Source organism: Streptomyces sp. Tu 3180, from assembly GCF_009852415.1.
In the GTDB taxonomy this organism is placed as follows: Bacteria; Actinomycetota; Actinomycetes; order Streptomycetales; family Streptomycetaceae; genus Streptomyces.
This window is the reverse complement of the sequence record NZ_WOXS01000002.1, coordinates 1,241,489-1,264,166: the sequence shown is the minus strand read 5'-3', so window position 1 is coordinate 1,264,166 and position 22,678 is coordinate 1,241,489. Positions and strand designations below refer to the sequence as shown.

General features: G+C 74.3%; 17 protein-coding genes and 1 pseudogene. 8 read left to right on the top strand and 10 right to left on the bottom strand.

The features are described 5' to 3' along the window. Positions 1–147 precede the first annotated feature (147 nt). Positions 148–785, top strand: a pseudogene (locus tag GL259_RS06550) (class F sortase). A 62-nt stretch (positions 786–847) separates the two neighbouring features. Here GL259_RS06550 and GL259_RS06545 read toward each other — a convergent pair. From GL259_RS06545 to GL259_RS06535, 3 genes are all read right to left on the bottom strand, one after another. After that, positions 848–2,485, bottom strand: a complete 1,638-nt coding sequence (locus tag GL259_RS06545; RefSeq protein WP_159530060.1) for a cellulase family glycosylhydrolase — start codon at positions 2,483–2,485, stop codon at positions 848–850. A gap of 49 nt (positions 2,486–2,534) precedes the next feature. Then, positions 2,535–3,617, bottom strand: coding sequence for a GDSL-type esterase/lipase family protein (locus GL259_RS06540; protein ID WP_159530058.1), 1,083 nt, complete (start codon positions 3,615–3,617; stop codon positions 2,535–2,537). Positions 3,618–4,202: 585 nt separating this feature from the next. Next, positions 4,203–5,066, bottom strand: coding sequence for a leishmanolysin-related zinc metalloendopeptidase (locus tag GL259_RS06535; RefSeq protein ID WP_159530056.1), 864 nt, complete (start codon positions 5,064–5,066; stop codon positions 4,203–4,205). Between the two features lie 474 nt (positions 5,067–5,540). On the opposite strand from GL259_RS06535, the gene GL259_RS06530 reads away from it, so the two are divergent. Beyond that, the gene (locus GL259_RS06530) at positions 5,541–7,394 is read left to right on the top strand and encodes a peroxidase family protein (protein WP_159530054.1); all 1,854 of its coding nucleotides are present in this window, start codon (positions 5,541–5,543) and stop codon (positions 7,392–7,394) included. Between the two features lie 108 nt (positions 7,395–7,502). Here the strand turns inward: GL259_RS06530 and GL259_RS06525 are convergent, their stop codons facing one another. From GL259_RS06525 to GL259_RS06515, 3 genes are read right to left on the bottom strand one after another with little or no spacing between them, the layout of a single operon-like run. Further along, a complete protein-coding gene (locus GL259_RS06525; protein WP_159530052.1) occupies positions 7,503–8,996 on the bottom strand; it encodes a tripartite tricarboxylate transporter permease in 1,494 nt (497 codons plus the stop codon). Position 8,997: 1 nt separating this feature from the next. Next, positions 8,998–9,537, bottom strand: a complete 540-nt coding sequence (locus GL259_RS06520) for a tripartite tricarboxylate transporter TctB family protein (protein ID WP_159530050.1) — start codon at positions 9,535–9,537, stop codon at positions 8,998–9,000. Next, the gene (locus tag GL259_RS06515; RefSeq protein WP_166461626.1) at positions 9,534–10,517 is read right to left on the bottom strand and encodes a tripartite tricarboxylate transporter substrate binding protein; all 984 of its coding nucleotides are present in this window, start codon (positions 10,515–10,517) and stop codon (positions 9,534–9,536) included. Before GL259_RS06515 ends, GL259_RS06520 begins: the two co-directional genes overlap by 4 nt. 321 nt (positions 10,518–10,838) lie before the next feature. On the opposite strand from GL259_RS06515, the gene GL259_RS06510 reads away from it, so the two are divergent. The 4 genes from GL259_RS06510 (at position 10,839) to GL259_RS06495 (ending at position 14,551) form a co-directional block, all read left to right on the top strand. After that, positions 10,839–11,606 (top strand): response regulator, encoded by a 768-nt coding sequence (locus tag GL259_RS06510; RefSeq protein ID WP_159530046.1) that lies wholly within the window; start codon positions 10,839–10,841, stop codon positions 11,604–11,606. Between the two features lie 157 nt (positions 11,607–11,763). Beyond that, on the top strand, positions 11,764–12,879 hold the full coding sequence (locus GL259_RS06505) for a Gfo/Idh/MocA family oxidoreductase (RefSeq protein WP_159530044.1): 1,116 nt from the start codon (positions 11,764–11,766) through the stop codon (positions 12,877–12,879). Beyond that, on the top strand, positions 12,876–13,802 hold the full coding sequence (locus GL259_RS06500; protein ID WP_159530042.1) for a PmoA family protein: 927 nt from the start codon (positions 12,876–12,878) through the stop codon (positions 13,800–13,802). Before GL259_RS06505 ends, GL259_RS06500 begins: the two co-directional genes overlap by 4 nt. Beyond that, the gene (locus GL259_RS06495) at positions 13,796–14,551 is read left to right on the top strand and encodes a cupin (RefSeq protein WP_159530040.1); all 756 of its coding nucleotides are present in this window, start codon (positions 13,796–13,798) and stop codon (positions 14,549–14,551) included. Before GL259_RS06500 ends, GL259_RS06495 begins: the two co-directional genes overlap by 7 nt. Positions 14,552–14,693: 142 nt before the next feature. Here the strand turns inward: GL259_RS06495 and GL259_RS06490 are convergent, their stop codons facing one another. Then, positions 14,694–15,365 (bottom strand): phosphatase PAP2 family protein, encoded by a 672-nt coding sequence (locus tag GL259_RS06490; protein WP_159530038.1) that lies wholly within the window; start codon positions 15,363–15,365, stop codon positions 14,694–14,696. Between the two features lie 165 nt (positions 15,366–15,530). Next, complete coding sequence (locus tag GL259_RS06485) at positions 15,531–17,786, bottom strand: heavy metal translocating P-type ATPase (RefSeq protein WP_159530036.1); 2,256 nt, start codon at positions 17,784–17,786, stop codon at positions 15,531–15,533. Between the two features lie 217 nt (positions 17,787–18,003). Here GL259_RS06485 and GL259_RS06480 point away from each other — a divergent pair, with 217 nt between their 5' ends. Next, positions 18,004–18,969, top strand: coding sequence for a hypothetical protein (locus tag GL259_RS06480; protein WP_159530034.1), 966 nt, complete (start codon positions 18,004–18,006; stop codon positions 18,967–18,969). 3 nt (positions 18,970–18,972) lie between these two features. Here the strand turns inward: GL259_RS06480 and GL259_RS06475 are convergent, their stop codons facing one another. Together GL259_RS06475 and GL259_RS06470 are read right to left on the bottom strand one after the other, a co-directional pair. Next, the gene (locus GL259_RS06475) at positions 18,973–20,808 is read right to left on the bottom strand and encodes a glycoside hydrolase family 15 protein (protein ID WP_159530032.1); all 1,836 of its coding nucleotides are present in this window, start codon (positions 20,806–20,808) and stop codon (positions 18,973–18,975) included. Between the two features lie 72 nt (positions 20,809–20,880). After that, complete coding sequence (locus GL259_RS06470; protein WP_159530030.1) at positions 20,881–21,660, bottom strand: DeoR/GlpR family DNA-binding transcription regulator; 780 nt, start codon at positions 21,658–21,660, stop codon at positions 20,881–20,883. A gap of 135 nt (positions 21,661–21,795) precedes the next feature. Here GL259_RS06470 and GL259_RS06465 point away from each other — a divergent pair, with 135 nt between their 5' ends. After that, complete coding sequence (locus GL259_RS06465) at positions 21,796–22,677, top strand: sugar isomerase (protein ID WP_159530028.1); 882 nt, start codon at positions 21,796–21,798, stop codon at positions 22,675–22,677. Position 22,678: the final 1 nt, after the last annotated feature.

Below are 22,678 nucleotides of genomic sequence, written 5' to 3'. Positions count from 1 at the left end.
GGTCCCGCTCGCTGCTCAAGTCCCTCGTGTCCGCTGCCGTGTCCGAGTGAGGTGGTCCCCCCGATGGCAGCCAGTCCCCCTTCCCCCTGTGAAACCGAGCCGGCCGCAACCGAGCCGACGCCGAAGAGGCGGAGACTGCGCGCCGTCATGACGGCGGTCTTCTGGAGCGGAGCCGGCCTGGCGCTGATCATGACGCTGCTCGGCGGCGGGGAAGACCCCCCGACGACGCCCATGTGCCGCACGCCCCTCCCGCGGTCTCCACCGCCTCCGCCCCGGAGGAGAACGAGCCGGCCAAGAACAAGCCGGCCAAGGACAAGCCGTCCGGCAAGAGCCTGCCGCGGTCCGAGCCGACCCGGCTGCTCATCCCCGAGATCGACGTCGACGCGCCCTTCACCGATCTCGCCATCGGCAAGGGCGGGCAGCTCGAGGCCCCGCCGCCGCGCGACACCAACCTGGTCGGCTGGTTCGCCAAGGGAGCCACCCCGGGAGAGACGGGCACGTCGATCATCGCCGGGCACGTGGACACGGCGACGTCACCGGCCGTGTTCGCGCGGCTCAGCGAGCTGGAGGAGGGGGACCGGTTCCGGGTGGTGCGGGCCGACGGGAGCAAGGCGACGTTCGAGGTGCACGACACGGAGGCGTTCGAGAAGGACGACTTCCCGAACGAGCTCGTGTACGCCGACGCCCCCAGGGCCGAGGTCCGGCTGATCACCTGTGCGGGCGACTACGACCGCGCCGCCAGGGACTACACCGAGAACCTGGTGGTCTTCGCCCACCTGGTCTGAGGCGGACGGCGGACGGGTGGCTGCCCGGAAGGGAGAACGACACCTTCCGGGCAGCGCGCTCGTCAGGCCACGGAACAGGTGGCACCGTTGAGGCTGAACGCCGTGGGGCTGGGGTTGGCGCCGGACCGCGAGGCGGTGAAGCCGAGGGTGACGGAGCCGGACGCGGGGATCGTCGCGGTGTACGAGGCGGCGGTCACGCTGACCTCGGAGCCGCTCTGCGCCGGGGTGCCGCCCCAGAGGTTGGTGATCCGCTGGTCGCCGGGGAAGGTCCAGCGCAGCGTCCAGCCGTTCACCGCCGAGCCGCCGGTGTTGCGGACGACGATCTCGCCCTGGAAGCCGCCGGGCCACTCGCCCGTCACCCGGTAACCGACCGCGCAGGCTCCCGTCGTTCCGCCGGAGGACGTGGTGACGGTCACCGTGGCGGAGCGCTGCGAGCGGTTGCCGGCGGCGTCCCGGGCGTAGACGGCGAAGGTGTAGGACGTGGCCGGGGCGAGGCCGGTGACGGTGGCGGAGGTGCCGGTCGCCGTGGTGACGGTGGTCTCCCCGCCGCCGCCGATCCGCACGACGTCGTAGCCCGTGACACCGTTCGCGTCGGTGGCGGCGCCCCAGGTGAGGGTGGCCGACGAGGAGGTCACCGCCGAGGCGGCCGGGGTGCCGGGAGCGGTCGGGGCCGTGGTGTCACCGCCGGAGCCGGAGGAGTAGATCTCGGCCTCCTCGGAGGTGGCGGCGATGCCGTTGGCGCCGTCGAAGAGGCGCCGCCCCCAGCCGGTCAGCTGGTTCGGGTCGAAGTCCGTGACCATGTCCAGGTACTCGACGCCGCCGCCGTTGCCGCTCCAGGACCAGCCGAGGTAGCCGAGGCCGAGCTGTTGGGTGACGGCCAGGATGGTGTCCTCGTCGGGGTTGCCGTCGGAGTGGTCGTGGCCGAACTCCCCGACCACGATCGGGAGTTTCGCCGCCACGAAGCGGCCCAGGTAGTCGCTGATCTCGGCGGCGGTGTCGAAGACGCCGTACATGTGGATGGAGAAGACGGTGTTGGCGTCCGGGTCGGCAGCGAACACCGAGGCGGCGTTGTCGCGCATGGTGAACGCCCAGTCCTGGCCCCAGTTGGGCGCGTCGACCATCAGCGTGTGGCCGAACCCGGCGTTGCGCAGCTTCTGGATCGCCGCCTTGGTGTCGGCCGTCCAGCTCGCATAGTCGGTGTTGCCGTAGGGCTCGTTGCCGATGTTGACGATGACGTAGTCCTCCTGGCCGGTCAGGGCGCTCTGGACGCTGATCCAGTAGTCGGCGGCGCGGGAGAGGGTGACCGCTCCGCTCTGCTCGCCGTAGCCGGTGGTGTCGTGCACCTCCAGGACGCAGATCAGCCGGTTCTGCTTGCACTGCGCGACGACGTTCCTCACGTCGGCGGCGTCGTTGCGGGTCCAGCGGTCGCCGCTGGAGAGGACGACGCGCACCGTGTTGGCGCCCTTGGCCTTGATGTGCGCCAGCGAGCTGATCCGGTCCGCGTACCAGGTGTGGGCGTGGTTGACGCCGCGCATCACGAAGTCGTTCCCGGAGGCCTCCAGCAGCCGGCCGTTCTGGACGCGGAAGCCGGTGGGCGCCGCGTGGGCCGGTGGGGTGAGGGCGAGGAGCGGGAGCAGGAGACCCAGGAGCGCGGCGAGGAGGCCGGCGGCTCGTGGGGCGGTGCGGGCAGGGGATCTCATGGCGGCTCCAGGACGGGGTGGGCGGGATGGTCTCGGTGCGTGTCGTGCGTCAGGGGGTGGCCGCGCAGTCGACGGCCGCCGCGGGGGCGGTGGACGTCGCCGGGGCCGTGGCGACGAGGCCGAAGGCGGTGCTCGCGCCGGGGGCGAGGGCGCCGTTCCAGCCCGCGTCCGCGACCCGGGCCGTGCCGTCGGCGGACGCGGTGAGGGTGCCGTTCCAGACCTGGGTGAGGCGGGCGCCGTCCGCCGGTACGACCGTCACCGTCCAGCCCGACACGGGGACGGAGGAGGCGTTGCGCACCGTCACCTCGGCCTGGTGGCCGCCCTGCCAGCGGGCGACGACCCGGAAGGACGCGGTGCAGACGGGGTCGCCGTCGCCCGGGCCGCCGCCCGGGACCCCTTCCTCCAGGAGGGCCGACAGGGCCGGGAACCAGCGGGCGGCGATCTTCTCGTCGCCGGCGGCGTTGGGGTGCACGCCGTCGTAGGTGTCGGTGGCCGTGTCGAAACCCGTCCACTGGTCGACCGCGGTCACGGGGGAGCGGCCGGTGCTCGTCGCCTCGGCCCACGCGGGGATCCGGGCGTTGAGGTCGGCGACGCGCCGGGCGCAGGCGGCGCACGTGGCGGGGTTCATGGGGATGAGCCGGGCGACGAGGACGCGCATGTCCGGGTTGGACGCCCGCATCTGCGCCACGAGCTCCGTGTAGGCGGCGAGGATGCGGTCGGGGGAGACGTTGCTCCAGACGTCGTTCGTGCCGAAGTGCATGACAACGATGTCTGGCCGCGTCGCCGCCAGCCGTCCGGGAAGCAGGTCCCGGTCCGCCACGTCGGTGACCAGTTCGCCGCCGTGGCCCTCGTTGTCGCCGTCGTGCGCCAGTGCGCAGCCCTGCTCGCGCAGGGTGCCGACGAAGTCGACGTCCGTGTGGCCGGCGTCCAGCAGCCGGTTCCACAGCACCGCTCGCCAGCACCCCGGCGAACCGGTGATCGAGTCGCCCAGCGGCATGACGCGCACCGGGGCGGCCCTCGGTGCGGCTGCCGCGCCCGGCGCGAGGACCATGCCGAGGGGCAGCAGGAGCAGGGCGGTCAGCAGGCCGCGGACCGTGAGCGTGTGCAGGCGCGAAAGGCGGGTGCCGCCCATGGTGTCCCCTTCCCTGGTTTCCCGGGTGAGAATGGGAGCGCTCCCATGGGGACATCAAGCCATCGTTGTCATTGACGCGTCAAGAGGCGGGACGGAGGCTGGTGTCCGCGTCGTGGTCCGGGCGTGCCGCCGGAGCCGGTGCCGGGCGGGCCCGCACCGCGGCGCACACGGCCGGCCGTGAGCCGCCCGGGGGACCTGGACGGCCGCGGAGCGGACCCGGCGGGGCCCGGACGTCGGCGCAGGCACCGGACCGCACGTCCCGGACCGGATGCCCCGCACCGGACGGCCCGGTGCGGACGGCCCGGTGCGGACGACGGCCGCACCGGACTCGCTCGCCGTGCCGCCGAAGGGCCCTCACCCGGTGGGAGGCGCGCCGAGGAGGAGGGCGGGCCGGGTCGTCGGCCGTGGCCCGGGGCGGGACGCCGCGCCCCGGCTCGCCCTGTCACCGCAGACCGGGACGCCGGGGCGGCGGCCGTACGACGGTGGCCGTGGCGGTCGTGATGCGGTGGCCGCGGCAGCCGTGAGACGGTGACCGCCGCGGTCGTACGGCGGTCACCGCCGTGGCGCACGGCGCCCGCGGCGCCTCTACGGTGTGGCGGCGGGCAGCCGGGTGGGCACGGCCGGGAGCATCACGCCGTCGCCCAGGGGCGCCGTGTGCGGCACGAGGGCGCCCTCCCTGGCGATCCGGAGCAGATCCGGGAGCGCGTAGGGTTCGGCGCCCTCGAGGTCGACCTGGTAGCCCATGTCGCCGAGGCTGGCCGCGGTCATCCGGCTCAGGGGGTTGTCCGCACCGGAGATGAACGGCGACATCAGTTCGTGGACGAAGACGGCCTCACGCCAGTGGCTGTCCTGGGTGCCGGGCCCGCCGAAGTTGGCGACCGGTACCGGGACCGGGTCCTCCTCGCCGAGGAGCGCGGCGAACTCCGCCATCGCGCCCGCGCCGACGAAGGTCGGGTTCTGGCTGCCGGCGCCCTTGAGGAGGCCGAAGTCGGCCCACAGGGTGCCGACGCACAGGACGTGTCCCATCTCGTGCGTGATGACGTCGACGAGCGTGCCGTCCGCCTCCATCCGGTCGAGGTCGGCGGAGTCGAACCTCATCACGCCCTTCGCCGGCAGGAACCGGCCGAACTGGGCCGACCCGTCGCGGAAGTCGGTGGGCCCGGCCATCCCCAGGATGCCGCCGGTGCCGTCGATGTCCACGCCCTCGGCCTCGATCAGCAGGTCGTCGATGACGTCGCCGCCGACGAGCGCGGTGTCCAGGTCCCCGACGATGACCCTGGCCCAGCGGTCGGCCGCCGCGGCGAAGGCGTCCTGCTGATGGCCCGTCAGTCCGCCGAGGAAACGGACCTCGATGGTGAACGGCGAGGTGGTGCGGGCGACTTCCCTGGCCCGCTCGAAACTGGCGACCGCTCGGTACGTCTGGAAGGTGTGGGTGGCGACCTTTCCCATCGCGGTTCTCCTCATGTCGGCCTCGAGGTGAGTCACCCCCCTCTTGCCACACTAGGCCGGTCGGGTGAGGGCTGCGCGTCGGCCGGCGGTGCGGCCGCGGTCCTCGACGTGCAGGTGGGCGAGGCCCCTTCTAGCATGGAAATCGGAGCGTTCCAGGGGGTCCCTCCCTTCGGGCCTCAACTTCCCCGGGGCGTTCGGCGGCGGTTCCCGTCGTCACGGGAGCCACCGCTCCTTCGGGAGGGACCACGGCCGTGAAGCGTGCTTCCCGACGCCGCGTCCCGGCCCGCCCGTTCGCGGGCACCGGGCTTCCCGACGGGGCCGCCGGGATCCTCCGTCGCCCCCGGGCCCTTCGCCGTCGCCCCCCGTCCGCGTGGCCGGCGAGAAGGCGAGCGGCGTGGCCCTCGGCGACCCATCCGCCCCTGGAGCGGCCGCCCCGGCGGCACGACCGGGAGCCAGCCAAGGAGCAGTACCGCGATGACCGAGCACCGACGCGCCCGACGGCCCTCCGCGGCCGGGTACCGAACCTCTCTCCCCTGGCGGATCGTCACCGGCGGCGCCGAGTACGCCGACCGGCGCGTCGGCTGGGACCGGCTGCCCGTCCTGCCGGGCCTGCTGACGCTCCTCGGACTGCGCGTCAGGCTCCGGCAGAGGAACCTCCACGACACCGGGCACCTGCCCTCGGTGAACCAGCCCGATCCCGCGCCGCCGTCCGGGAGCCACACGGTCGACCGGACCGCCGACGGCAGCCACAACGACCTCGACGAGCCGCGGGCGGGCATGGCGGGCACCCGTTTCGGCCGGAACATCCCCCTGGACCGGATCGCCCCGGCCGCCCCCGAGGACGTCCTGTCCCGGCCGAGTCCCCGCGAGGTCAGCCGCGCCCTGCTCACCCGCGACGAGCTGATCCCGGCCGAGTCGGTCAACTCGCTGGTCGCCGCCTGGCTCCAGTTCATGATCCGCGACTGGTTCAGCCACGGGACGAGCCCCACGGAACGGCCCTGGGAAGTGCCGCTCACGGACGACGACCCCTGGCCGGAACGGCCGATGCGGATCATGCGGACGCCGGACGACCCGACCCGTGACCCGCGGGCGCCCGCCGGGACGCCCGACACCCGGGTCAACGTCTCCTCCCACTGGTGGGACGCCTCGCAGATCTACGGGACGAACGAGACCGAGCAGCGGCTGATGCGCACCGGTGAGGCGGGCAGGATCCGCCTGTGGGGCGACGAGCAGTCACCCTTCCCCTCGGACCCCTCCCGCGACCCCTCGCGCGTGCCCGGCTTCTGGCTGGGGCTCGCGATGATGCAGAGCCTGTTCGCCCGCGAGCACAACGCGATCTGCGACCACCTGCACGACGCGTACCCGTCGTGGGGCGACGAGGAGCTGTTCCAGCGCGCCCGGCTGGTCAACGCCGCACTCCTCGCCAAGATCCACACCGTGGAGTGGACACCGGCGGTGATCAGCCACCCCACGACCGTCAAGGCGCTGCGGGCCAACTGGTGGGGCGTCGCGGGCGAACGCGTGCACGACCTGTTCGGCCGGATCAGCCGCAGCGAGGTCCTCAGCGGCATCCCCGGTGGCGCCACCGACCACTACGGCGTCCCGTACTCCCTCACCGAGGAGTTCGTCGCCGTCTACCGCATGCACCCGCTCGTCCGCGACGCATGGCACCTGCGGTCCGCGGCCGACGACCGGACCCTGCGGCACTGCACCCTCCGCGAGATCTCGGGGCCGGGCGCGCTGAAGGTCCTGGAGACCACCGGGACGGCCGACCTGCTCTACAGCTTCGGCACGCTCCACCCCGGGCTGGTCACCCTGCACAACTTCCCCAGGTTCCTCCAGGAGTTCGAGCGTCCCGACGGGCACCTCCAGGACCTCGCCGCCACCGACATCCTGCGCTCCCGTGAACTGGGCGTCCCCCGCTACAACGAGTTCCGGCGGCTGCTGCGGCTGAAGCCCGCGGCGAGCTTCGCCGAGCTGACGGACGACCCGGTGTGGGCCGGGCAGATCGAGCGGCTCTACGGCGGCGACATCGAGAAGGTCGACCTCATGGTCGGGCTGTACGCGGAGAGGCTGCCGGCCGGGTTCGCGTTCAGCGACACGGCATTCCGCATCTTCGTCCTGATGGCCTCGCGCCGGCTGAACAGCGACCGCTTCTTCACCGAGTACTACACCCCCGAGGTGTACTCCCGGGCCGGCATGGCCTGGATCGACGACAACAGCATGATCACGGTGCTGCTGCGCCACCACCCGGAGCTGCGCCCGGCCCTCGCGGGCCTGACGAACGCCTTCGTGCCGTGGCGCACCGCCACGGGGACGGCGGCCTGACACGGCGGTCGCGGACAGGTGCGGTGGCGGAGCCGGCGGCCGGCCGCCGCGGCCCGCACCCGCCCGTCGGGGCGCGCACGCCCCGACGGGCGGGAACCCCGCGTGCGGTCAGGCCCCGCCGCGCCCGCGGGGCAGCGCCTTGCGCACCAGCGGCCAGGCCAGCAGCAGCACGACGACCGCGTACACGGTCACCGAGAACGGCGTGCCGACCAGGCCCGTGACGCTGCCGTCGCTGATCTGCAGGGCGCGGCGGAGCTGCTGCTCGGCCGCCGGGCCGAGGATGACGCCGATGACGGCGGGCAGCACCGGCAGCCCGTAGCGCCGCATGCCGAAGCCGACCAGGCCGATGAGCAGCAGGATCACCAGGTCGATCACCTCACCGCCGACCGCGTACGCGCCGACCGCCGCGAAGAACAGGATCCCGGCGTACAGGTACGGCCGCGGGATGCGCAGCAGTTTCGCCCACACCGGCGCGAGCGGCAGGTTGAGGGCGAGCAGCAGCACCATGCCGACGAACAGCGAGGCGATCAGGCCCCACACCAGGTCCGGTTCGCGTTCGAAGAGCAGCGGACCGGGCTGGATGCCGTACTGCTGGAACGCGGCCAGCATCACCGCCGCGACCGCCGTGGTCGGCAGGCCCAGGGTCAGCATGGACACCAGCGTGCCCGCCGCCGAGGCCGACGCGGCCGACTCCGGGCCGGCGACACCCTCGATGGCCCCCTTGCCCCACTCGTCCTTGTGCTTCGACAGCCGCTTCTCCGTGACGTACGACAGGAAGGTCGGGATCTCGGCGCCGCCCGCCGGGATCGCGCCGAACGGGAAGCCGATGAACGGGCCGCGCGCCCAGGACTTCCAGGTGCGCCCGAGGTCGGCGCGGTCCAGCCAGGGCCGGCCCACCGGGATCGGCTCGGGCGGCCTGCGCCGCAGGTGGGCGGCGACCCACAGCGCCTCGCCGATGGCGAACAGCCCCACCGCGACGATCACCACGTCGATGCCGTCGGCGAGTTGCAGGGAGCCGAAGGTCAGCCGCTGCTGACCGGTCATCCGGTCCAGGCCCACCAGACCGATCGTCAGGCCGATCAGCAGCGAGGCCAGGCCCCGGATCCGGGACGAGCCGAGCACCGACGTGACGGCGATGAACGCCAGCACCATGATGGCGAAGTAGTCGGGGGCCCCGATGCCCACGGCCAGGTCGGCGACCGTCGGCGCGAGGGCGACCAGCAGCACCGTGCCGACCATGCCGCCCGCGAAGTGCCCGACGGCGGCGGCCGCCAGCGCCTGCGCGCCGCGCCCCGACCTGGCCATGGGGTTGCCCTCCATGGCCGCGACCACGGCCGCGCTCTCCCCGGGCGTGTTCAGCAGGATGGACGTGGTCGAACCGCCGAACATCGCGCCGTAGTAGATGCCCGCGAACATGATGAACGCGCCGGTCGGATCGAGCCCGTACGTCACCGGAAGCAGCAGCGCGACCGCCATCGCCGGGCCGATGCCGGGCAGGACCCCGATCGCCGTGCCGAGCAGCACGCCCACGGCCGCCCACAGCAGGTTGAGCGGGGTGAGAGCCGTACCGAAGCCGTCCAGCAGGGAGTTGAGGGTGTTCATGTCACAGCACTCCCATCAGCGGACCACCGGGCAGCGGCACTCCGAGCAGGTTGTCGAACACGGCGTGGGTGAGGAGGGAGACCACCGCCGCGATGAGCGGATCGCGGTCGAAGCGGCGGCTGCCCAGGGCGAAGGCCGCGCCCCAGAAGAGCAGCGCGCCCGCGACGGGGAAGCCCAGCGGCTCGATGAGGACGGCCGAGCCGAGGAACACCCCGGTCAGCAGCAGCACCGTGCGCCAGTCGGCGGGTTCGGACAGGTCGACGTCCTCGCCGGTCCCGGCCTGCCCCCGGCCGCCGCGCAGCACGTCGACAGCCAGCAGGGCGGCGACGACCAGCAGTCCCGCGCCGACGACGACCGGGACGGTCCTGGGGCCCACGGGCCCGCGCTGGGTGACGTCGACGTCCAGGGTGAGGGCATCGGTCAGGACGAGCACGCCCAGCGCCAGCAGCAGCACGCACACCCCGAGTTCGGAGTGGTCGCGCAGCCAGGAGCGCCGCCGGGCGGCGGACGCGGGGGAGGGGCCGGTGGCCGGTGTCGTCACAGTCCCAGCTCCTTCAGCACGGAGACCACGCGCTCGTCCTCGGCGTCCAGGAACGCGCCGAACTCCTCGCCGGTCAGGAAGGCGTCGTCCCAGCCGTTGCGCTCCAGCGACCGCCGCCACTCGTCCGAGTCGTGCAGCTCCTCCACCAGGCGCACGAGCTTGCGGCGCTCGGTGCCGCTCAGGCCGGGCGGGGCGACGATGCCGCGCCAGTTGGTGAAGCTCACGTCGTAGCCCGCCTCCCGGAGCGTGGGCGCGTCGAGCCCGGGGACCCGCTGCGGGCCGGTGACCGCGAGCAGGCGCAGCTCGCCCGCCCTGATCTGGTCGAGGTACTCGCCGACGCCGGAGACGCCGAAGGCGACCTTGCCGCCGAGGATCGAGGCGAGCAGCTCGCCGCCGCCGTCGAACGGGACGTAGTTGACCTGCTTCGGGGGGATCCCGGCGGCCCGGGCCATCAGCATCGGCGCGAGGTGGTCCGGCCCGCCGGGGGAGGAGCCGCCGCCCACCGGGAGCCTGCCGGGGTTCTTTCGCCACGCGCCGATCAGGTCGTCGATCGTCCTGTACGGGGAGTCCTTCCCGACCACGATGACGTCCTGCTCCTCGGTGAGCCGGGCGATCGGGGTGGTGTCCGCGAGGGTCCTGGGCGCGTCGTTGGAGCGCACGGCGCCGACCACGCCGAGGCCCATCGACATGGCGAGCTTGCCGTTGCCGTGCTCGCTCACCAGCCGGCTCAGTCCCACGGTGCCGCCGGCCCCGGGCAGGTTGAACACCTCGATGCCGTGGGTGAGTCCGGCGTCCTCGGCGTTCTTCGCGGCCGTACGGGCCGTGATGTCGTAGCCGCCGCCGGGTGTGTTGGGGACCATGAGGCGCAGGCCCGGGATCCGGGTGCCGGTGTCGGCGCCGCCGCCGGTCGTGAGCAGCGGGGGGCCCACGAGCACGAGCACGGCGGCCCCGAGCAGGGCGAGGGGGGTGCGCAGGCGCACGAATGCCACCACCTGTCGGTCGTCGTCTGGGGGTTGCGCGAAGCCCTGTGGGGGAGGGTGACGCGGGCCACATGGTGCCCGGGCTTCGCCGCACTGTCCCGCTTGCGCAACCAAAGGAGGTTGTGTTCGTTGCGTCAACGGGCGCCCCGGGCCCCCTCGCCGGACCCCGCGTGGCGCACGTCTCTTTCCCCCGGCCGCAGGTGAGGGCCATGATGGGCGGCTCCGGCGCCCGCGCCGCACGCCGTCGCGCCGACCGGAGGCGACGGGCACCGCACGACCGCCGGCCACCTCGTCGACGCGGTGGCGGAAGGAGCAAGGCCGATGACCAGCAGGCGGGGCGAGGACCCCACGCCCACGACCGCCGACGCGATCGGCGTGCTCGTGGTCGACGACGACTTCAGGGTGGCCCGGGTGCACCGCGCCTACGTCGAACGCCTCGAACCGTTCCGGGTCGTCGGCGTGGCCGGCACCGGTGAGCAGGCCCTCGCCGCCGTGGACGAACTCCGTCCCGACCTGGTCCTGCTCGACCTGTACCTGCCGGACGTCTTCGGCCTCGACGTCATCCCCCGGCTGCGCACCGCGGGGCACGACTGCGACGTGATGGTCGTCAGCGCCGCCCGGGAGGCGGACGCGGTGCGCGGCGCGGTCCGCCACGGGGTCGTCGACTACCTGCTCAAGCCGTTCGAGTTCGAGGACCTGCGGGGCCGGCTGGAGCGCTACGCCGTGCAGCGGGGCCGGCTGCTCGGGGCGGTCGTCCGCGGCCAGGCCGACGTGGACCGCGTCCTGGCCGGGGCGGCGGCTCCGGCGTCCCCCGTGCTGCCCAAGGGCATGAGCGCGGAGACCGCCGAGCTGATCGAGCGCACCCTGCGCGAGACCGAGGGCACCCTGTCGGCCACCGAGTGCGCCCGGCTGACCGGGGTCTCCCGGGTCAGCGCCCGCCGTTACCTGGAGTACTTCCACACCGCCGGCTGCGCGGAGGTGTCGCTGCGGTACGGGGCGGCCGGGCGGCCGGAGCGCCGGTACCGGTTCCTCGGGCGGGACGGCGGGCGGTCCGGCGGACCGCGCTCGGGCGGCGGGGCGCGGGCGTAGGAACAGGCGGCCACAGGTCCGAGGCGGGCGCGCAGCCGGGGCGTCGCGCGTCCTCGCCCCGGCGCGCGGGGTTGTCCCCCGCCCTGCCCGGGCCTAGGGTCGACGGCTGGAGAAAGCGCTTTCCAAATGTGTCCGCCGAACGTCCCAGGAGCGCCGCATGTCCTTGCCCCCCGTCCGCCGTCGCGTCGCCGTCATCGGCACCGGCGCCATCGTCAGCGGCGGCCATCTGCCCGCGCTGCGCGCCCACGCCGACCGGACCGAACTGGTGGCGGCCGTCGACGTGGACCGGGAACGGCTCGACGCCTTCCGCGCCGAGGCCGGGGAACACGTCGCCGCCTTCACCTCGGTGGGCGCGATGCTGGACGCCGTACGCCCGGACCTGGTGCTGATCGGGACGCCGCCGTCGCTGCACCGGGAGCAGACGGTGGCCGCGCTCGAGGCGGGTGCCTGGGTGCTGTGCGAGAAGCCGCTGTGCCTGTCGCTCGCCGAGTACGACGAGATCGCGGCCGCCGAGGAGGCGTCGGGCGCGTACGCGTCCGTGGTCTTCCAGCACCGCTACGGCTCCGGCGCCGTGCACGCCCGCGAGCTGATCGCGAGCGGCGAGCTGGGCGCCCCGCTGGTCGCGCACTGCCAGACCACCTGGCACCGGGACGCCGCCTACTACGCCGTGCCCTGGCGCGGGCGGTGGGCCACCGAGGGCGGCGGGCCGACGATGGGGCACGGCATCCACCAGTACGACCTGCTGCTGCACCTGCTCGGCGAGTGGGACGAGGTGCGGGCGATGGCGGCGCGCCTGGTCCACGCCACCGAGAGCGAGGACGTCTCCACCGCCCTGGTGCGCTTTCGCAACGGGGCGCTGGCGACCGTCGTCAACAGCGTGCTCTCGCCGGACGAGGTGAGCCGCATCCGCGTCGACTGCGCCGACGCGACGGTCGAACTCACCCACCTCTACGGGCACGGAAACGACGACTGGTCCTACACCCCGGCCCGGCACGTCCCCGCCGGGCGCGCCGCCGCCTGGCGCACCCCGGCGCACGACGTCCCCAGCTCGCACACGGCCCAGCTGGGCGCCCTCCTCGACGCCCTCGACGCCGGCGTCAGACCCCCGGGAAGCGGCCGGCAGGCCCGCGACACCCTGGAGTTCGCCGCCGCCCTGTACAAGGCGGCGTTCACCGGCCGGCCGGTGCGGGCCGGTGAGATCGCCCCCGGCGATCCCTTCCACGAGGCCATGCACGGCGGCCACCCCGGCTGGGCACCCGAGGAGCAGGCATGAGCGTCCGCGTCACCCACACCCACGGCGAGGCCGTCACGGTCACGGCCGCGGGCGGCACGGAGATCCTCCGCTACGTCTACCGCCCCGACCCCGATCCGTTCGAGTCCCGCAAGCCGTACGCCCATCCGGTGCGGACCCTGGCCGGCCGCACGGTGACCGGGTACCGCCCGAACGACCACCGCTGGCACAAGGGACTGCAGATGACGGCCAGTCACCTGTCCGGGCAGAACTTCTGGGGCGGCAACTCCTACGTGCACGGCCGGGGTTACCTCCCGCTGCCCGAACGCGTCGGTTCGATGCGGCACGAGGGCTTCTCCGCGTTCCGGGCCGGGGACGACCGCTTCGACTGCACCGAGGACCTCACCTGGGTCGCGAACGGCGGCGCCGAGTGGGCCCGGGAGGAACGGGGCCTGAGCGTCCACTCGGTCGACGAGGAGGCCGGCGCCTGGGTGCTGGACTGGTCGATCCGGCTCACCAACCTGCGGGACACACCGCTGGAGTTCGGCTCCCCGACCACCGCCGGCCGGGAGATGGCCGGCTACACCGGGCTCCAGTGGCGCGGCCCGCGCGACTTCACCGGCGGCACGGTCCTCGCCCCGGACTCCGACGCGGACGCCGCGCACCTCATGGGCACCCAGAGCCCCTGGCTCGCCTTCACCGCCGAACACGACGAGTACGACGGCCACTCCACGCTCGTCTTCGCCCACGCGCCGGAGAACCTCGACGAACGGAGCGCCGTCCACGCCTCGCACTGGTTCGTCCGCGCGGAGCCGATCCCGTCGGTCGCGTTCTCCTGGGCGTTCTTCGAGGAGTTCGCGCTGCCGCCGGGCGGGTCCTTCGCCTACCGCTACCGGATCGTCGTGGCGGACGGCGCCTGGGACCGGGACCGGGTCGGCGCCCATCTGGCGGGCGTGCCGTGGTGAGCGGCCCCGCGTCCGGCGCCCCGCTGCCCGGCGCGGTCGGGCTGTCGCACCTGAGCCCCTACGACGGGGAGGCCGCCGACGGGCTGTGCGGCGGCAGCCCGCACCTGCACCTGGTGTGCACGGAGGCGTACGTCGTCACCGGCGGCCGCGGCGCCGTGCAGACGCTGAGCCCCGACGGCCACCGGGACATCCCGCTGCGGCCGGGCACGGTCGCCTGGTTCACGCCCGGCACGGTGCACCGGATGGTGCAGGGCGACGGTCTGCGGGTCACCGTGCTGATGCAGAACAGCGGCCTGCCCGAGGCCGGGGACGCCGTGTTCACCTTCCCGCCCGGGGTGCTGGCCGACCCCGGCCGCTACGCCGCCGCCGCGACGCTCCCGCCGGGCACCGGACCGGAGACGGAGGCGGCCGCGCGCCGCCGCCGGGACCTCGCCGTCGAGGGCTGCCTCGGCCTGTGCGAGGCGCTCGTCGCCGGGGACGCCGGCCCGTACCGGGCGTTCCAGCGGGCCGCCGCCCGGCTGGTGCGCGACCGGGTGCCGGCGTGGCGGGAGCTGTGGCGGGCCGGCGCGCCGGCCGCCGCCGAACGCACGGGCGCCCAGCTGGACGCGCTGGCCGCCGGCGACCCCGCCCACCTCGGCGAGGCGACGGCGTACCGGGCGGAACCCAGCCGCCTCGGCGGTTTCGGCATGTGCGGACGGCGGGACGAGTACGCGCTGCCGGGAGCCACGGTGCCGTACGGCGACGCGTGACACCCGGCCGCCCCGCGGGAGCCGGCGCCCGTCCGTCCTGCGGCCGCCCGCCACCGCAGCGGGGCGCGGGTCGCGGTCGCCCGCCCCGGCCGCGGACGGAGGGCCGCCCACCGCGGTCACCGCCCCGCGTCACGGCCGCCGGTCACCGCCGCCGGGACCGCAGCGTCCGGCCGAATCCGTAGGAGGCCGGAAGGCGGGCCGCCGCCACGGCCAGGGCGGTGGCGGCGCTGGCGATGCCCAGGACCGCGCCGGCGGCCACGTCACCGGGGTAGTGCACGCCCGTGTGGACGCGGGAGTAGCCGACCGCGCCCGCCAGCGCGCCGAGCGGCACCGACGCGGCGGGCAGCACCGTCCCGACGGCGGTGGCGAACGCGACCGCCGAGGCGGTGTGCCCGGACGGGAAGGACGCCGACGTCGGCATCGGCACGTGCCGGTCCACGGTCACCCGGGCCGCCTCCCGGTCCGGCCGGTCCCGGCGGACCAGGCGCTTGCCCAGCAGGTTGGCCGACGCCGAGGCCACGGCGACGGCCCCGACCCCGGCGAGCGCCGCCCGGCGCGGCCGCGGCCCGCCCAGCGCGAGGGCCCCGGCGATGGCGAACGAGATCTTGGAGTGGTCGGCCGCGTGGGAGAGCCGGCGCAGGGCCCGGTCGAGGGTCGGCGTGGGCGTGGCGGCCACCGCCGCGTACAGGGCGCCGTCCACGGCCCTGAGGTCGCCGAGCACGGCCGAGGCGACTCTGCGCAGCCCGTCGGCGGGCGGTACGGGCGCCGTGAGCGGACGGGTGACGCCCTGGTCGGTACTGGTCGGCTCGCTCATCTCGTCTCTCCCGCGGTGACATCGTGGGGCAGGGCCCGGGTGCGGGCCCGCGCCTGGCGTTCCCGCACCGTGGCGCGGGAATCACCAGGTGCCCACGGTACGCACGCTCCACACGGGGGAGCCGACCGCCCCGGCACCGGGCCGGGGCGGTCGGCTCCCTGGGGGTCAGGCGGCCCGGAAGGCGCGCAGACGCAGGGAGTTGCCGACCACGAAGACCGAGGAGAACGCCATCGCGGCTCCGGCGATCATCGGGTCGAGCAGTCCGGCCGCGGCGAGCGGGAGCGCGGCGACGTTGTAGGCGAAGGCCCAGAACAGGTTGGACCTGATGGTGCCGAGGGTCCTGCGGGCCAGCCGGACGGCGTCGGCGGCGGCCCGCAGGTCGCCCCGGACGAGGGTGAGGTCGCCGGCCTCGATCGCCGCGTCGGTGCCGGTGCCCATGGCCAGCCCGAGGTCGGCCCGGGCGAGCGCGGCGGCGTCGTTGACCCCGTCGCCGACCATGGCGACCGAACGGCCCTGCGCCTGGAGCCGCTCGATCACCTCCACCTTGTCCTGCGGCAGTACCTCGGCGACGACGTCCTCCGGCGCGATACCGACCTCGTGGGCGACGGACCGGGCCACCGCCTCGTTGTCCCCGGTCAGCAGGACGGGTCGCAGACCGAGCGCGCGCAGCCGCCGGATCGCCTCGGGACTGGTCTCCTTGACGGCGTCGGCGATCTCGAGCACCGCGCGGGCCGCACCGTCCCAGGCGACCAGGACCGCCGTACGGCCGGCCGCCTCGGCCGCGTCCACGGCCCGGGCCAGGTCCCGCGGCACCTCGAGCGCCCACTCGGCCAGCAGCCGCCGCCGTCCGACGAGAACCGCGTGACCGTCCACGACCCCCTGGACGCCGAGCCCGGGCACGTTGGCGAAGTCCTCCGGCGTGGGCAGCGCGCCCGTCCTCTCCCGTGCGCCGTCGGCCACGGCACGGGCGATCGGGTGCTCCGAGGAGTGTTCCAGCGCTCCGGCCAGCCGCAGCGCCTCCGCCTCGTCGGTCCCGTCGGTGGTGTGCACGGCCAGCAGGGTCATGCGTCCGGTGGTGACGGTGCCGGTCTTGTCCAGCACGACGGTGTCGACCCGGCGGGTGGACTCCAGCACCTCCGGGCCCTTGATGAGGATGCCGAGCTGGGCGCCGCGTCCGGTGCCGACCATCAGCGCGGTGGGGGTGGCGAGCCCGAGGGCGCAGGGGCAGGCGATGATCAGGACCGCCACGGCGGCGGTGAAGGCGGCCGTCAGCCCGGCGCCGTTGCCCAGCCAGAAGCCCAGGGTGCCCAGCGCCAGGGCGATGACGACCGGCACGAAGACGGCGGAGATGCGGTCGGCGAGCCGCTGGGCGGCGGCCTTGCCGTTCTGCGCGTCCTCGACCAGCTTCGCCATCCGCGCGAGCTGGGTGTCCGCGCCGACCCGGACGGCCCGGACGACGAGCCGCCCGCCGGCGTTGACCGTGGCCCCGGTGACCGCGTCCCCCACGCCGACCTCGACCGGCACGGACTCGCCGGTGAGCATCGAGGCGTCGACGGCCGAGGTGCCCTCGACCACGGTCCCGTCGGTGGCGATCTTCTCGCCCGGCCGGACCAGGAAACGGTCGCCGACCGTCAGCGCGGCCACCGGGACGGTCTCCTCCCGCCCGTCGGCGCGCAGCACGGTGACGTCCTTCGCGCCCAGCTCCAGCAGCGCCCGCAGGGCGGCACCGGCCTTCCGCTTGGCGCGCGCCTCGAAGTAGCGGCCGGCCAGGACGAAGGCGGTGACACCCGCGGCGGCCTCCAGGTAGATGTTCCCGGCGCCGTCCGAGCGGGTGATGGTCGGCTCGAAGGGGTGCGTCATGCCCGGGGTGCCCGCGCTGCCGAGGAACAGCGCCCACAGCGACCACAGGAACGCCGCCGAGGTGCCGACCGAGATCAGCGTGTCCATGGTGGCCGCACCGTGCCGCGCGTTGGTGAACGCCGCCCGGTGGAAGGGCCACGCCGCGTACGTCACGACCGGTGCCGCCAGCGTCAGCGACAGCCACTGCCAGTACTCGAACTGCAGCGCCGGCACCATCGCCATCGCCACGACCGGGACGGACAGCACCACGGCCGTGACCAACCGCTGCCTGAGCGGCCGGAGTTCGTCGGGCCCGGCGCCGTCCTCCCGGGCCGGCTCGTCGGACCGCCCGGGCGGCGCGGGCTCCTGAGCCGTGTAGCCGGTGGCCTCGACGGTGGCGATCAGGTCGTCGACGGTGACCCCGTCGCCGTAGCTGACCCGTGCCTTCTCGGTGGCGTAGTTGACGGTGGCGGTGACCCCGTCCATCCGGTTGAGCTTCTTCTCGATCCGCGCGGCGCACGAGGCGCAGGTCATCCCGCCGATGGCGAGCTCCACCTCGGCGCCGGCTGTACGGACGGTCATGGGTGCTCCTGGTCGAAGGGACCGGCCGGGACACTGCTCGACGGCCGGTGACGCATACGGGGAGGGGGTATCCGCCCCCGGGCTCCATGTATACCCCTGGGCCGTATGCGGCGCAACCGTGCGAGCGACTTGACTCATTACCCCCAGGGGGTATGGTGAGCTGCATGGAAACCGGCTCGAGTGAGCCGGAGGCCCCGTTCCCCGAGGAGAGACGGCCATGAACACCGGACTGAGGATCACCGCGTTCGCCGCCGCCCTGGCCGCCACCTTCGGCACGGCCTACGGCGTCGGCCAGGGGCTCGACCCGGTCGTCGCGGACCGTGCGCCCGCGCACGACGGGCGGCACACCCCGACGCCATCGGCCGGCGAGGAGGCCGGCGGCCACGCCGGGCACGGGACCACCCCCGCCGGCGGGCTCCAGATCTCCGAGAGCGGCTACACCCTCGACCTGGAGACCCCGCACGTGACCGCCTCGGACCGCACCGAACTGCGCTTCACCGTCCGGGACGACGAGGGGCGGCCCGTCACCCGGTACCGCCGCGAGCACGACAAGGAACTCCACCTCATCGTGGCCTCACGCGACCTGCTCACCTACCGCCACCTGCACCCGGCCCGCGCCGCCGACGGCACCTGGACCACCCCCGTCGAGCTGCCCCGGGCCGGCGACTACCGGGTCTTCGCCGACTTCACCCCGGCGCGGAAGGGCGCGCGGAACCTCACCCTCGGCGCGGACCTCGCCGCCTCCGGCCCCTACCGTCCGCAGGAGCTCCCCGAACCCGGCGGCACGGCACGCGTCGACGGCTACGAGGTCGAACTGACCGGCGCCCTGCGCCCGGGCCGGGCGGGCGAACTGCGCCTGACCGTCTCCCGCGACGGCGAGCCGGTCACCGACCTCCAGCCCTACCTCGGCGCCTACGGCCACCTGGTCGCCCTGCGCTCCGGAGACCTCGCCTACCTGCACGTCCACCCCCACGGCGAGCCCGGCGACGGCGCGACCGAGCCCGGCCCGGCCGTCTCGTTCACCGCCACCGCGCCCAGCAGCGGCACCTACCGGCTGTTCCTGGACTTCAAGCACGACGGCGTCGTGCGCACGGCGGCGTTCACGGTCCGGGCCGGAGCGGAGGCGGACACGCGCACCCCGGGCGACGGCGCGCCGGAGCACTCCGACGGCCACGGCCACTGAGCGTCAGCCCAGGGCGCGGTCGAGGTTGAACGCGGCGCTGATCAGGGAGAGATGCGTGAACGCCTGCGGGAAGTTGCCCTGCTGCTCCCCGGTGCAGCCGATCTCCTCGGCGTACAGGCCGAGGTGGTTGGCGTACGTGAGCATCTTCTCGAAGGCGAGGCGCGCGTCGTCGAGCCGGCCGGCCCGGGTCAGCGCCTCGACGTACCAGAACGAGCAGATGGAGAACGTCCCCTCGTCGCCGCGCAGCCCGTCGGGGCTCGACCGCGGGTCGTAGCGGTAGACCAGCGAGTCGGACACCAGGTCCTCGGTGAGCGAGTCGAGCGTGGACAGCCACTTCGGGTCGGTCGGCGCGATGAACTTCGACAGCGGCATCATCAGCACCGCCGCGTCCAGCACGTCCCCGCCCTCGTGCTGCACGAAGGCCCGGCGCGCCTCGGACCAGCCGCGGCTCATGATCCTGCGGTAGACGGTGTCGCGGCTCGCCTGCCAGCGCGGCAGGTCGGCGGGCAGGCCGCGCCGGTTGGCCATGCGGATGCCCCGCTCGATCGCCACCCAGCACATCAGGTGCGAGTAGAGGAAGTTCTTGCGCCCGCCGCGGGTCTCCCAGATCCCCTCGTCGGGCTGGTCCCAGTGCGCGCACACCCAGTCCACCAGCGCGCACACATGGTCCCACTGCTCGCTGGAGACGGGCTCGGCCCACTTGTCGTACAGGTAGATCGAGTCGACCAGCGCGCCGTAGATGTCCAGTTGCAGCTGGTCGGCCGCGGCGTTGCCGACGCGTACCGGCGCCGAGCCGTTGTGGCCCTCCAGGTGGCCGAGTTCGCGCTCGGGCAGATCGGTGCGGCCGTCGATGCCGTACATGATCTGCAGGGGGCCGGACGGCTTGCCGTCGCCCGGGCTGACGTGCCGGGACACGAAGCCCATGAACGCCTCGGCCTCCTCGGTGAAGCCCAGCCGCAGCAGCGCGTACACGCAGAAGGCCGCGTCGCGCACCCACACGTACCGGTAGTCCCAGTTGCGCTCCCCGCCGAACTCCTCGGGCAGGCTGGTCGTCGGCGCCGCCACGATCGCCCCGGTCGGCGCGTAGGTGAGCAGCTTCAGGGTGAGGGCGGAGCGGTGCACCATCTCCCGCCAGCGACCCCGGTAGCGCGAGGAGGAGAGCCACCGCCTCCAGTACCGCACCGTCGCGCCGAACTGCCTCTCCGCCTCCCCGCACTCGCACCGGCTCGGGGACACGTCACCGCAGATCCGGTCCAGGGCGAACACCGCCGTGTCGCCCTCGGCCAGCTTGAAGTCGGCCCGCACGTCCGCCCCGTCGGCCTCCAGCGGGACGGTCGCGGTGAGCGCGAGGGACAGGTCCCGGGAGTCGAAGACCGCGACGTCCCCGGTCAGTTCCAGGGTGTGCGGCCGGGCGCCGTACCCGAACCGCGGCGCCACCCGCGTCCGGAACGGGAGGGAGCCGCGCACGCACAGCACCCGACGGATCAGCCGGTGCCGCCCCTCCGCGGCCGGTTCGCCGGCCACGGGCATGAAGTCCTGCACCTCGCCGACGCCGTCCTCGGTGAAGAACCGGGTGATCAGGACGTTGGTGTCGGGGAAGTAGAACTGCTTGGTGCGCGCCGGCACGGCCGCCGCCAGCTCGAAGCGGCCGCCGCGCTCCGCGTCCAGGACGGAGGCGAAGACGCTCGGCGAGTCGAAGGCCGGGCAGCAGTACCAGTCGATGGTGCCGTCGGTGCCCACCAGGGCCACGGTGCGCAGGTCGCCGATCAGCCCGTGGTCGGCGATCGGCACGTACCGCCGCGCCCCGGACGTGTCCCGTTCCCCGGCGGTCCCGCCCATCGCAGCCTCCCTGGCCCGGCGCGCCTCACCCGCCAGCTTAGGCGGGTCCGGCCGCACCGGCAGCGCGGCGGCTCAGACGACGACGACCCGCACCCCCGCCTCCTCGAACCGGCGCACCGTCCCGGGATCCGCCGCCGAGTCCGTCACCAGCGTGCCCACCGAACCGGTCGCGCAGATCCGGGCGAACGCCCGCCGGCCCAGTTTGCTGGAGTCGGCGGCCACGACCACCCGCTCGGCCCGCTCGCACAGCAGCCGGTTGATCGCGGCCTCCGCCTCGTCGTGGGCCGCGGCGCCGTGCGCGACGTCGAAGGCGACGACGCCGAGCACCGCCACGTCGAGGGTGATCTGGTCCAGCACCCCGTCCGCGAGCGGCCCGATGAGCTCGTACGACTGGGCCCGCGCCACCCCGCCGGTCACCACGATCTTGAACTGCGGCCGTACGGCGAGCTCGTTGGCGATGTTGAGCGCGTTCGTCACCACGGTCAGCGCGGGCGCGCCGGAGCCGAGATCACCGCGCACGGCCAGCGCCCGCGCCACCTCCGTGGTGGTCGTGCCGCCGGTCAGCCCGACCGCCTCGCCCGGCGCGACGAGATCCGCCACCGCCTTCGCGATGCGCTGCTTCTCCGGGGCGCGGCGCGCGGTCTTGTAGCGCAGCGGCAGCTCGTACGACACCCCGTGCACGACCGCGCCGCCCCGGGTGCGCACCAGCATCTGCTGCTCGGCGAGCTGGTCGAAGTCGCGCCGGATCGTCGCGGCCGACACCGACAGCTCGGCGGCCACCTCCTCGACGTCCAGCCGGCCGCGCTCGACGAGCAGTTCCAGCAGCGCCTTCCAGCGGGCGTCCCGCGACATCCGCCCTCCCGTTCCCGGCCGTTCCTCGTCCTGCGGCGACCCTAACGCACCCCCACTCCGCCCCGGATGCTTGATTCTGCGCGAAAAATCGATCTATCTTGCAACAACAATCATCGAGTCGGTCGGGGGTGCGACATGACCCATGTCGAGGACGAACTGAACAGCCAGCCCGAGTGCTGGAGCCGCGCCGCGGCGCAGGCCGCCGGGCACGCCCCGGCGCTGCCGGCGCCCGGCGAGCGGGTGGCGGTCGTCGGCTGCGGCACCTCGTACTTCATGGCCCAGGCGGTCGCGGGCCTGCGCGAGGCGGCGGGCCTGGGCGAGACCGACGCCTTCGCCGCCTCGGAGTTCCCCCGCGGACGCGCCTACGACCGGGTCGTCGCCCTGACCCGCTCCGGCACCACCACCGAGGTCCTGGACCTGCTCGGGAGGCTGAAGGGCACCACCCGCACCACCGCGGTCACCGCCGACCCGGCCACCCCCGTGATGTCGCTGGCCGACGAGCCGGTCGTGCTCGACTACGCGGACGAACGCTCCGTCGTCCAGACCCGGTTCGCGACCACCGCCCTCACCCTGCTCCGCGCCCACCTGGGCCTGCACACCGAAGCGGTCGTCGAGGACGCCCGGACGGCCCTCGGCACGCCCCTGCCCGAAGGACTCGTGGACCGCACCCAGCTCACCTTCCTCGGCCGCGGCTGGACCGTCGGCCTGGCCAACGAGGCCGCGCTGAAGATGCGCGAGGCCGCACTGGCGTGGACGGAGGCCTACCCGGCGATGGAGTACCGGCACGGTCCCATCAGCATCACCACGCGTTCCACGGCCGCCTGGATGTTCGGGACGGCCCCCGACGGGCTGGCCCGGCAGGTCCGGGACACCGGCGGACTGTGGATCGAGGGCACCCTCGACCCGCTCGCCGAACTCGTCCGCGCCCAGCGCCTCGCGGTCGCCGTCGCCGCGGCCCGCGGCCTCGACCCCGACCGCCCCCGCCACCTCACCCGCTCGGTCGTCCTCGCGCCCTGAC

Coding starts and splice junctions, on each gene's coding strand:
- GL259_RS06505 (WP_159530044.1), top strand. CDS start 11,764: ATGTCCTTGCCCCCCGTCCGCCGTCGCGTCGCCGTCATCGGCACCGGC.
- GL259_RS06465 (WP_159530028.1), top strand. CDS start 21,796: ATGACCCATGTCGAGGACGAACTGAACAGCCAGCCCGAGTGCTGGAGC.
- GL259_RS06545 (WP_159530060.1), bottom strand. CDS start 2,485: ATGAGATCCCCTGCCCGCACCGCCCCACGAGCCGCCGGCCTCCTCGCC.
- GL259_RS06470 (WP_159530030.1), bottom strand. CDS start 21,660: ATGTCGCGGGACGCCCGCTGGAAGGCGCTGCTGGAACTGCTCGTCGAG.
- GL259_RS06535 (WP_159530056.1), bottom strand. CDS start 5,066: ATGGGAAAGGTCGCCACCCACACCTTCCAGACGTACCGAGCGGTCGCC.
- GL259_RS06485 (WP_159530036.1), bottom strand. CDS start 17,786: ATGACCGTCCGTACAGCCGGCGCCGAGGTGGAGCTCGCCATCGGCGGG.
- GL259_RS06525 (WP_159530052.1), bottom strand. CDS start 8,996: ATGAACACCCTCAACTCCCTGCTGGACGGCTTCGGTACGGCTCTCACC.
- GL259_RS06490 (WP_159530038.1), bottom strand. CDS start 15,365: ATGAGCGAGCCGACCAGTACCGACCAGGGCGTCACCCGTCCGCTCACG.
- GL259_RS06500 (WP_159530042.1), top strand. CDS start 12,876: ATGAGCGTCCGCGTCACCCACACCCACGGCGAGGCCGTCACGGTCACG.
- GL259_RS06510 (WP_159530046.1), top strand. CDS start 10,839: ATGACCAGCAGGCGGGGCGAGGACCCCACGCCCACGACCGCCGACGCG.
- GL259_RS06540 (WP_159530058.1), bottom strand. CDS start 3,617: ATGGGCGGCACCCGCCTTTCGCGCCTGCACACGCTCACGGTCCGCGGC.
- GL259_RS06530 (WP_159530054.1), top strand. CDS start 5,541: ATGACCGAGCACCGACGCGCCCGACGGCCCTCCGCGGCCGGGTACCGA.
- GL259_RS06475 (WP_159530032.1), bottom strand. CDS start 20,808: ATGGGCGGGACCGCCGGGGAACGGGACACGTCCGGGGCGCGGCGGTAC.
- GL259_RS06480 (WP_159530034.1), top strand. CDS start 18,004: ATGAACACCGGACTGAGGATCACCGCGTTCGCCGCCGCCCTGGCCGCC.